At 68.4% G+C, this 10,682-nt stretch carries 3 protein-coding genes and 1 pseudogene; 1 reads left to right on the top strand and 3 read right to left on the bottom strand.

The window, feature by feature from the left end:
- Positions 1-199: 199 nt before the first annotated feature.
- The 3 genes from C7C46_RS30375 to C7C46_RS37475 all read right to left on the bottom strand — a co-directional run bounded on the left by C7C46_RS30375 (position 200) and on the right by C7C46_RS37475 (position 8,878).
- Positions 200-1,576 (bottom strand): IS1380 family transposase, encoded by a 1,377-nt coding sequence (locus tag C7C46_RS30375; RefSeq protein WP_110673148.1) that lies wholly within the window; start codon positions 1,574-1,576, stop codon positions 200-202.
- A gap of 122 nt (positions 1,577-1,698) precedes the next feature.
- Positions 1,699-1,929, bottom strand: a complete 231-nt coding sequence (locus C7C46_RS30370) for a DUF2283 domain-containing protein (RefSeq protein WP_245985199.1) — start codon at positions 1,927-1,929, stop codon at positions 1,699-1,701.
- 7 nt (positions 1,930-1,936) lie between these two features.
- Positions 1,937-8,878, bottom strand: a complete 6,942-nt coding sequence (locus tag C7C46_RS37475; RefSeq protein ID WP_146259267.1) for an RHS repeat-associated core domain-containing protein — start codon at positions 8,876-8,878, stop codon at positions 1,937-1,939.
- Between the two features lie 596 nt (positions 8,879-9,474).
- On the opposite strand from C7C46_RS37475, the pseudogene C7C46_RS30360 reads away from it, so the two are divergent.
- A pseudogene (locus C7C46_RS30360) lies at positions 9,475-10,682 on the top strand (ricin-type beta-trefoil lectin domain protein); the annotation flags it as partial.

The following is a 10,682-nucleotide window of genomic DNA, read 5'->3' as shown; positions in this document are numbered from 1 at the left end:
CTTAAGTCACTGGTATTGCCGTTAGCCTCGATCTTGCATGACGGCTCGTCAGCTTGGCTGGCGAGCCGTTTCTGCTTGGCCGGGCCGGTGTTTCCGTCCTGTGGGCATGGTGAGGGCCCGGCTGTCGCTTCGGGTGGGCGCCGGGTTCCACTGTTCCGGAGGTGGTCGGGTGCTCGTCGGGACGGGGTGTTGTCGCTGGTCAGCCGGGGTTCGGCAGGGCATGTATGCGTTCGAACGCGGTGGTGATCGTCTCGGTCCAGGGCCAGTGGCGGGCCAGGCGGAGGTGGCGGCGGCGGCCGGTGGTCACGAGTTGGGCGGCGGCGGAGAACAGCCTCAGCCGCAGGCGTTTGGGCTCCCACCGACGGGCGGGCCCGGTCAGGGCGAGCATGGGCATCCAGGCGAGCAGGTCGAGGGCGAGCTGGACGATCTCCAGCCAGACCTGGTTCTGGGCGGCGTCGTGCAGGGGCAGGTTGCGCAGGCCGGTGTCGCGGGCGGCGCGGATGCGGTCCTCGGCGCGGGCCCGCTGGCGGTGCCGCAGCTCCAGGGCTGCGATCGGCGTTCCGGTGGTGCTGGTGGCGAAGCAGGTCAGCCGCATGCCGTCGGCGTCGGTGAAGCGCAACTGCGCGCCGGGGTGCGGACGTTCCTTGCGGACGATCAGCCGCATCCCCCTCGGCCAGCCGCCCAGGACGTCGCCGGCGAGTTCAGCGACCCAGGCGCCGTCGCGGATCTCGCCGCCGGGTTCGACGGCCGGGGTCCATGCCGGGGCCGGGACCAGGAGCACGGCAGCGTGGATGGCGTCGGTGATGGTCATCCCGACCGAGTAGGACAGCCATCGGCCTCGTGTGGTCAGCCAGTTGAGGAAGTCGTGGGTGCCGCCGGCGGAGTCGGTGCGGATCAGAGTGCGGCGTCCGCGCCGGTACTTCTTCGGCAGCTGGGCGAGCGCCAGGCGGGCGGCCTCGATGTGGTCGGCAGCCGTGTTGCTGCCCGCGTTCCCCGGCCGCAGCAGCCCGGCGACCGGTTCCCCGGACCCCTCGCGGCCGTGGTCGACGAACGCGAACAGCGGATGGTGCCCGAACGTCTTCTTCCAGGTCTTGGCGGCGTCCTCCTTCTCGGAGTGCGCCAGGACCAGCACTCCGTCGATGTCCACGACCACCTCGCCGCCCGTGTCCGGGGCCGCCTGGCCGGCCAACCGCCAGGCCCGCTCACGAACTTCGGCCCGTGCCCGCCGGATTGCCGCGAGTGCGCGAGGCCCGGCCGCGGCGAGGGTGTCGACCAGGCGCGAGATGGTCGGGTCGGAGGCCAGCGGACCGAACACGTCAGGCTCAGCCCGCAGAACCGCGACATCGGACAAGCAGTCCCCGCCAAGGGCTACGGCGAGCGCGACGTCCAGCAGGATCTTGCCCGGGTCATGGACCGCCCGAGCCTTGCGCCACGGCGCCAGAGCCGTCGATATCGCCGCATCCAGTCCTGTCTTGCGGGCGGTCTCGACCAGCAGCACGGCGCCGGACTGCGAGACCACCCCGCGACCCCCGCCCTCGACGCGGACACGCGGGTACGACCCGCTACTCTTACTCACCTGGAAAGTGCCTCCGACCGGGGCGGGAACAGGGACCTAGACAATCCTCATTCTCGCTGGTCAGAGGCCCTTTCTGCTTTTCTGACCACCCGTCGGACAGCTGGCCTCATGAAAGCCCGAGGCTAATCCTTCCCGTCGTCCAGCCGCTCCGCGGTGTCGAGCAACCGCTGCGGCAGCTTCGACGTAGCCCCGAGCACCTCGATCCCGAGGAGTCGGCCTTGTTCGTCGAAATCCAGATTGATCATGCCGCGCACAGCGATCGGGTCGCAGGCGTACATGTGGGCGACCTTAGGCGCCGTCTCGGGATCGGCGAACGACAGGTAGGCTGCGTTCGCCGTCTGATCGAACGTCACTCTGATCTCACTCATCGTATCCAGGCCTCGCTGCCTTGAGCCGGGAGATGTACCCCTGCTCGACTTCAATCATCACCGTGTTCACGTTTCCGTCGATGGTCTTGCCGACGAACAGCTTCGACTTCGGATCGTAGTAGCCCGACTTCCACTGGCCGTCGTGATAGTACGAGAATGGCTCCCGCTGGAGCAGAGCGCGCCCGTCCTCATCCGGGACATGTCGTTCGCGGAGCCGCTGCAGCGCGTGCCTGGTGAACACGTCGTCCTCAGGCTGATCATCCTCGGTAGGAGCCTTCTTCCAGATGATCTCGTCGCCGATGCCCTCGCACTTGCAGGTGACGTCATGTCCGGGCATGAGGCCGTTGCAGTTGTGTACCAGGACCGGAGCGGATCCGGCCAACACATAGTACGAGTGCGTGTTGGCCACTGTGAGGTCGAACGTCTGGTGGCGCCCCTGGAAGTGCCCGACCGACAGCACCGTCAGCTGGCGCCCCGACGAGTGCAGGATCATCCCAGGCTTGAGGTCACCCGCGTTGACCCAGCGCTGGGCGGAGTCCACCCAGAACGGGTGGGTGTCTGTGGCGACGATCTGCTCGGTGCCGCTGCCATCGCTGAGTTCGACGGTGCTGAACGCCTTGTCGGTGTTGGTCGTGATGGTGCCGGTGACCTTCTCACCAGTCGTGGTACCGGAGGCGGCGTCGGTGCTGAGGACGGTGTCCCCGGTCGTCACCTCGGAGATCGGCTTGTGCGAGCCGTCCGCGAGGAGCACCTCGCTGTCAGCCAGGAAGCTGTGGCAGAAGTCGACGCTGGCGCCGCCACCCAGGGAGATCTCCAGGTCGTAGCGATTCTCCTTGGCTGCTGCCTTTCCGTTGACTGAGCCGTAGGTGTGAAGCCCGTCCTCGTCGGCGGTGAGGTATGTGCCCTTGTCCGCCTTGCCGCAACTGCCTCGGAAGGCACAGGCATTGATGGTCAGGATGATGCCGCGTACTCCCGCGTAGTTCTGTCCGTTCGCGGGGTAGGCGGCATCCCACTCCCAGAGGTTCTCCAGTAGGTCCTGGACGTCCTTGTTGCAGGCCGAGCCGAGCGAGCGGCAGCCGGCGTCGATCGCCGCCAGTTCCTCGGTGACCGGCGGGAGCCCAGCCGACGCGGGCCGCTTCTTGAAGTAGTCGTCGTAGGCGTTCTTGAGCTTCTGGACGGTTCCGGAGCCGTCATCCTGGACTGCCACTACTGGGCTGATTTGCACGTAGACCGGGTCGCCTCCGGGCATGGTGCCGGGCGGGGCGTTGCTGGTGTCCCCGGCTGCACTGCCGGTGCCGCCAGTGCCCTGGACGCATTCGAGGGTCACGCAGAAAGGGGCGTAGAGCCCGCTTGGATCGCTGAGGTTGACTGGGTTGTTGTCGCTGTATGCGTAGCCGTTCCATTGCTGTGGGTCGCCGGTGCCTAGGATCGGGTCGGGGTTGAGGAACCGGCCAGTGGCGGGCTGGTACTCGCGGGCTCCCAAGTTGGTCAGACCGGTGGCCGGGTCCAAGGTGCCGCCAACGAAGCCGCTGCTGCCGGACCAACTGCCGGGCGCGGGCTGGGTGCCGCGCGGGTTGCCGAACGGGTCGCTCGGTCGGCGGGTGACGGCCTGTGAGCTGTCGCTGCTGATCTGGACGTTGCCGGTGCCGTGCGAGTCGGCCCATTGATAGACCAGGGTGCCGCCGGCGGTCGCCGCCGTCACCCGGCTCAGCGTGACGCCGCCGGGCGCGCCGTAGGAGCGAACATCGCTCATAGAGCCGCTGTTGTCGACGGTCAGCTGGTCGGGACCCAGGAAGAGGGTGGTCTTGCCAGCGTTGCGGCGGATCAGCTGGCCGCCGTCGGCGTCGTAGAGGTAGGTGGTCGTGCCGGACTGGCCGCTGATCGCGGTGGTGTCAAGCTTGTCTTCACCGTTCCAGGTAAGGGTGGTGGTTCCGCTGGGGCTGGTGACCGCGGTGGTGTTGCCCAGCACGTCGTACTGGTAGCTGGCGGTGGTGGTACCGCTGGCCGACTTGGTGGAGCTGGTCAGCAGCGCGTGCGGTCCGCCGGTGCCCCCGCCCGTGTTCGGTGCGCTGGTGGCGGTGTTGATACTGCCAGGGGCGCCGAAGGTCTGGGTGGTGGTGACGTCGTTGGCGGTGTTGCCGGTGATGTCGTGCTGCACCAGGCTGGTGCGGTTGCCGGTGGCGTCATATCCGTACGACTGCCAATACGGTGCAGGTCCGCCGACGCTGGACCTCGGGCCGGTTGCGTTGGTGCAGGAGCCGATGCCGGGGACAGAGGCGGAGGCGCCTGTGCCCTTGACGGCACCGGAGCTGTCGGTCCAGGCGCCGGTCGCCTGGGTGGTGGTGCCGGCGGTGTCGGTCCAGGCGTTGGTCAGCCGGCCCAGGTAGTCGTAGGTGAAGCACTGGGCGTCGGTTGCGACGGAGTCCTGCAGGTCACTGATCGAGGTGACCGAGCCGCTCTGGTTGTAGGTGTAGCTGACCTGGTTGACGGAGACGGTGCCGTTCTGCCGGTCGAGCCAGGAGGTGATCAGGTGACCAGTGGCCGGGTCCCACTGCTGGGTCGAGACCAGCTGGTTGCCCGCCGGACCCAGCGTGGTGCGAGTCGCCCGGCCCCAAGCGTCGTAGTTGACCCGGGTGACCATCGGACTGGCACCGCCGGAGGCCGTCAGCACGCCGGTGGTGGTGTATGTGTAGCCGACCGTCTCGGCTGGCAAACCGCCGAGCGCGGGCAGTGTGGTCCGCTTCACCGTCCCGAGCACCGGGTTGTAGATGGTCGTGGTGGAGTACGTACCGGCCAGCTCGCCCTCGGACGACGGGATCGTCACGCTGGCGCCGGTCGGGCGGTAGGCGATGTCGTAGCCGGTGACGGCCTTGATGTAGGCCTGACCGCTCGCCCCGCCGACGTAGCGGGTGGACGAGGTCAGCTGGCCCTTAGCCAGAGTATCGTACACCCACCCGGCGAGCTGGTTGGCCGGAGCGACACTGCCGCTGTACAGGCCGGTCATGCGTCCCAGCAGGTCGTAGCTGTACGCCAGTGTGTTGCCCTTGGCATCGGTGGCGTGGTCGATACGGGAGTTCGCGTCGTAGTACGTCTGGGTGGTGCCGCTGTCCGGTTCGGTCGCGGAGACCTGGCGGCCCTGCAGGTCGTAGCCGTAGCTCCAGGTGTTGCCGGCCGCGTCGGTGCGCCCCGCCGGCTGGCCGCCTCGGGTGTAGCTGTAGTTGGTGACGTCGGCGTCCGTGGAACGCCCAGTCGGCGTGCTGGTGCGGTACTGCCACAGCGCGACCGTGTGCCCGCGTGCGTCGATGACGGTCGAGGCGGGCATGGCACCCTGCGGGGGCGTCACATCGGTGCGGTCCGCGCCCGGGTAGGCGGTGGCAGTGGACCACTGCGGCTGCCCGTACGACATGAACGCGCTGTTGGTGACCCTGCCCATACCGTCGTAGGTCGTCCAGGTCTGCGCCGGGACCTGCGAGTCCTGGGGCGAGAAGACCGCAGTGTTGGGCTTCGTCGTCGAGTCGAAGTACGGCGACGAGGTCTTGATCGGCCAACCGTGCGAGTCGTAGACGGTGTCGCTGACCAGACGGCCGGCTGCGCCCGTAGGTAGCGTGGCCTGGGCCTGCCGGAGCCGGTTCAGACCGTCGTAGATCTCGGTCTTCCACGAGAAGTCGGTACTGCCGGGCAGCGTCTCGCGCAGCGTTCGGGTGGTCACGCTGGAGGGTGCGCTGGTGCCGTTGACCGAGTAGGTGTAGTTGATGCTGGCGCTGTAGCTGGTGGAGCGGTCGGGGGTCCAGACGTTGGTGACCCGACCCAGGCCGTCGTACTGCTCGGTGGCGGTGCGGTTGTTGGGGTCGGTGGCGGTCAGTGCCAGGCCGCGGCCCGGTTCCTGGGTGACGGTAGAGGTCCAACCTGTGGGCGAGGTGGATACCACGGTGGTCGGGTAGGCGCCGGTGCCAGGAGTGTAGGCGATGTTGCTGGTGGCCACCGTCGTGTTCGGGCCGGTCAGCTGGGCACCTGACGCGTTGTAGGTGGAACCGTCGCTGCTGCTCTTGGTCAGCGGCCGCCCGTAGATGTCCGAGGTGGTCGCGCCCGTGTTGAGGTACACCGGGTTTCCGGAACCGTCGTAGTGGTCGAGGATCTGACTGCTCGTTGGGTCAGCCGTCGCGCCAGCCTGGCCGAACGGCTGGCCGTCGAAAAGGATCCGCGTGTCTGAGACGGTGTTCTGCGCGTTGGCCGCCATGCCGCACGAGCCGGCCACCGCTTTGCGTTCGCTGAGCAGTCCGGTGAGCGCCGGGTTGCTGCTGGTGGCGTAGCTCATCGTGGTGCAGACCTCGGGGGTGGCGGCGCTGCCGTCGCCCTGGTCATCGCTGGTGAGTACCCGGTTGCCGTGCGCGGGGTCGGTGGTGACCACCGAGGTGGTAGTCCGCCAGGTGGTGCCGTCAGAAAGCAGCGCCTTGCTGATTCCGGTGGCCTGCGCGGAGGCGTAGCGGGCGACCAGGGGCGGCATACCGCCGACCTGGGCCTGGGTGGCGGTGGTCTGCTGGCTGCTGTAGACGGTGCCGGACATCGAGACGACCTGGCCGCCGACCTGAGTGTAGGCCTGGGTGGCGAGCTTGGCGCCGGACAGCCAGTTACTGTCGGTCACTGTGCCGCCGAGTGGATTGGCGACGCTGACGGAGCGTCGAGTGCCGTCGGCCTTGTAGTCGCCGTCCATCCCGCGCAGGTAGATGACGGTTTGCTGGGTCTTCGGGGCCTCGCCAGGGAAGGCACTGCCGGTGTTGACCGTCACGGACTGGTAGCCGCGGAAGCCGTCCCAGGTACGGGTGGCCGGGTCGGTGAACTGGGCGTCGTTGCGGTGCCAGGCCGTGTCGCCGTTGTAGGTGTAGTGGGTGGCCTTGGAGACGGCGCCGGTCACGCCGTCCTGCTCGGTGATGTCGGTGACCAGGTACTTGTTGAACCAGTCGCTTACAGGGGTGGTCGAGCTGGAGCCCGGAAGGTACCAGTGCACCGGCTGGCACGGCAGTGTGTTGCCGTCCTCGCTGCTCGGCATCGGACCGCTTACCCGGGAGCAGGCCGGCTGGGTGTAGATGACGTTGATCTGGCCACCGGTCTCGGTGGTGATCTGCTGGATGCGCGGCTCGTTGAAGGCCGGCTCGGCCGGGACCAGGCCGTCGACCCGGTTGGCCTTCTCCACGGGCGTGAAGGTTACCGGGGGCAGGGTCACGGCGTTGGAGGCGCCGCCGGTGGAGCCCGTGCGGGTGATCGAGTCCAGCCAGAGTGTCTGGGGGGTGCCGTCGCCCGGATCGCGGAAGGACTGGCCCAGTGCCCAGGAGTCCACGGGCGTGTAGGAGCCGTTGGCCAGCACCGAGGTGGCGATCGTGGTCAGCCGCTTGGTGGTGAAGAATGAGGGACCCGACACGTTGCAGCTGCTGCTGCCGTCGCAGGCCTGATCGAGCGGGGTGTCGGGCCAGTAGGCCTGGTTGGCTTTGGTGCGCTGCGAGGGGTCGCAGGTGATGGTGCCAGAGGGCAGGCAACGCTCGGCGGTGGTGAACGTCACCAGGGTTGCGGCCTTGACCGTGCCCTTCGCGGTGAGCTGCTCGGGCAGCCGCTGGCCGTAGGCGATCTGCTGGAGATTGCCGCCGCGGGTGTACGTGGTCAGGGTGCCGATGCCGTTGTTCTGGCCAGCGCCCTGGGAGTACTGGTTGGTCTCAGGCGTGTAGGTGTAGGTAATCAGGTTCTGGTGCGCGTCGACGACGTAGTCCAGGTTCCAACGCCAGCCCATCATGCAGTTGGAGGCCTGCCCCGAGCCGGAGTTGTAGCAGGGATCACCGCTGTTGGGTGAGTAGACCGGCTCCGACCAGGCGGACTTGCTCGCCTGGTCACTACCGTCACCGCCAGGCAGGTGGTTCTGCCCGAAGTAGTACTGGGTGCCGTCACCGGTGGTCAGGCGCCAGTACTCCCCCGTCGGCAGCCCGTTGGGCGCGCCGGTCAGCTGCTCGACCTTCGAGCCGTCGTCGCTCTGCAGGTGCCACACGCCAGTGGCGTCGTCGCGGACCAGCGCACCGGAGTGGCCGGCCAGGCTGATGGTGGCGTTCTGGCCGCCCCAGCACAGGTCGTAGCTGTTGCTGATGCCGTCCTTGGAGCAGCTCTTGTAGGAGCGCTCGATGAAGCCCGGCTGGTAGTCCCAGCCGGCGCCGACCCAGGAGGCCTGCGCGTTCTGCGCCGAGGTCTTTCCGTCCACAGCGGAGGAGTCGTACGACAGTGCCACCGACGGCGCTACCCCACCCAGCGGCGGCGGCAGTTGGATCGGGTAGGAGTAGGTGAAGTTGCCAACGTTGGAGCCCGAGCTCCAGGCCGCCGACGGGTTCAGGGAAGTCGCCGCGTAGCTGCCGGCCGGACCCGACGCAGTCGGAGCGGCTGCCAGCACCAACGGGGCTGTCTGAGTGCTGGCGGCCTGGACGAACGACGCCCGCACCACACCGCCACTGCTCGCAACGGAGCTCTTCGACTGGGGCAGCGCGACATCCGCGGTCAACGTCCCGGCGGCCTGGTCCAGCACCGCCGCTACCGGCGTCTGCACCCGGCACTCGGCCGCGTCCGGCGTCGTCAGCGCACAAGCGGGCAGCGCCACCAGGTGGGCCCGATCCGCCCAGGCCTGACCGCCGAGCCCCTTCACCTCAAGACTGACCCGGACCTGGTCACCTGCCTGCCCGGACAGGCTCACCAGCGAGGTCTGCCCGCCCGCCGCCGCGCCTGAATCAGCGCCCGAGACCTCGACCTTGACACTCCGGGTCCGCTGCGCCGTCCCGGGCTGGGCCGCCACCCGAACGGGCAGCTCGCCCGCCCGCGCCGGGGCGTCGCCGGCCGAGGCTGCCGCGGCACCACCAGTGGCGGCCCGGGCGGCCTGTGCGTCAGGCGAGTCCGCGCCGATCGTCACCGCAGCCGAACCGGTCTTCGGCGCCACCGGCGCGGAAGGCGTCCAAACAGGCGGCATCGGGAACTGCGGGCCCTTGGCCCCAGAGGGCCTCTGGCTCGTTCCCATGACCGACTTTGTCTTCGCCCCGAGTGGGGTGTGCGGCGGATCCCATACCTGATCACCGAACGTCGGCCCCAACGCCGCCGCCGGCTGCGCAACCAACAGACCAGACAACACTCCGAGGGTCGCAACCAGGCTCCCCCCTCGATGTCTCGCTGACATCCGCGCACGCCGAAGCCGCACAGCCACTCCCCACCCCTTGCAGTAACTGGTCAAGATCGCGGGCACGCGAAGGGCGCCGTGATCACGTCAGACAGTATGTGAAGGCATCTCCACCCGCCAGGCCGGTCAGCAGTTCAACTGGCGAACTTTATGAACTATTGACCTAGTCGCCGGAACCAATCCGGACATGTACTCGCAAGCCAAAGATTCAACTTGACCTTCGAACAGCTGACACCGCATCGTGCCATGTCGAACAATCAGCCGAAAGGCTGGCTTCAGGGAGGGGAAGCAACCCAGTGCACCAGTCCACGCCAGGTCCACGCATACACACGCCTATGACACAGAGTCGCCGCCTTCTGCGGTTTCTCTCCCACGGGACGGGCGGGGCCCTCGCGCTCGGCCTGCTGACCGCACCCGCTGCCACCGCAGTCACCGGCCCCCAGCTGCCCGTTGTACCGATCCCCATCACCGCCCCTGCCGGCCCGGCACCAGCCCTGTCGCCCACCGCGCAGGCGATCGCCGATGCCCGCACGAAGGCCAAGGCCACCGGCCAGCCCGTCACCGTGGACCTGCTCACCACCGCGACCTCGTCGACCTTGGTCAACCCGAACGGCACGCTCACCACCGACGACTACGCCGCGCCCGTGCGTATCAAGCAGGGCAGCAGCTGGGCGCCCATCGACGCGACGCTCCACGCCAACATCGACGGCACTCTCAGCCCCACCGCAGCCTCGACCGGGCTGAAGTTCTCCGGCGGCGGAACCGGACCGCTGGCCACCGTGACCACCGCCGACGGCCAGCAGCTCTCAGTGACCGCCCCGTTCGCACTGCCCGCACCCACGATCTCCGGCGCCACCGCCACCTACGCCGGCGTCCTCACCCCCGATGTCGACCTGCAGGTCACCGCACAGCCCGACGGCGGCTGGCGCGACGTCATCATCGTCAAAACCGCTACCGCAGCAGCCAATCCGGCTCTGAAGACGGTGCACTTCACCACTGCGGCAAACGGCCTGACCGTGGCCTCGGACGCGGCCGGGAACATTACCTACAAGGACTCCGCCGGCAAGGTGCGCCTGCACGCGCCCACCCCGATGCAGTGGGACTCCACCATGCCCCCACCCGCCGCACCCAGCAGCGGCACGGTCACCCAAGCCCGCTCACTGTTCGCCGCACCCGCCGCCCCGGCCACAACGTCGACCAACACCTCTACCCCCGACGCCCCCGGCGACAGCGCCCACGTCGCCCCCATCACCGTCAACGCGACCGCCACCGGTATCGATCTGACCCCTGATCAGAACGTGCTCGGCAAGGGCTCCGCCCCCTGGTTCATCGACCCGAGCATCAGCGACGACAGCGGCACCCAGCACTGGGGCCAGGTCCAGGAGAACCACCCCGACACCAAGAACTACGACCCCCAGTTCCCCCTCGGAACAGGCTACTGCGGCTATAGCGCCCCCGAGGACTGCACCGGATTGGCCCGCTACCGCGCCTCCTTCCCCATCGGCAACAGCCCGAGCCTCTCTACCCAGCCAGGCGGTGCACC

Origin of the sequence: Streptomyces tateyamensis (assembly GCF_003205575.1) — a bacterium.
Lineage (GTDB): Bacteria > Actinomycetota > Actinomycetes > Streptomycetales > Streptomycetaceae > Kitasatospora > Kitasatospora tateyamensis.
The sequence above is the reverse complement of the archived record's forward strand: the minus strand, read 5'-3'. Positions and strand labels throughout refer to the sequence as shown.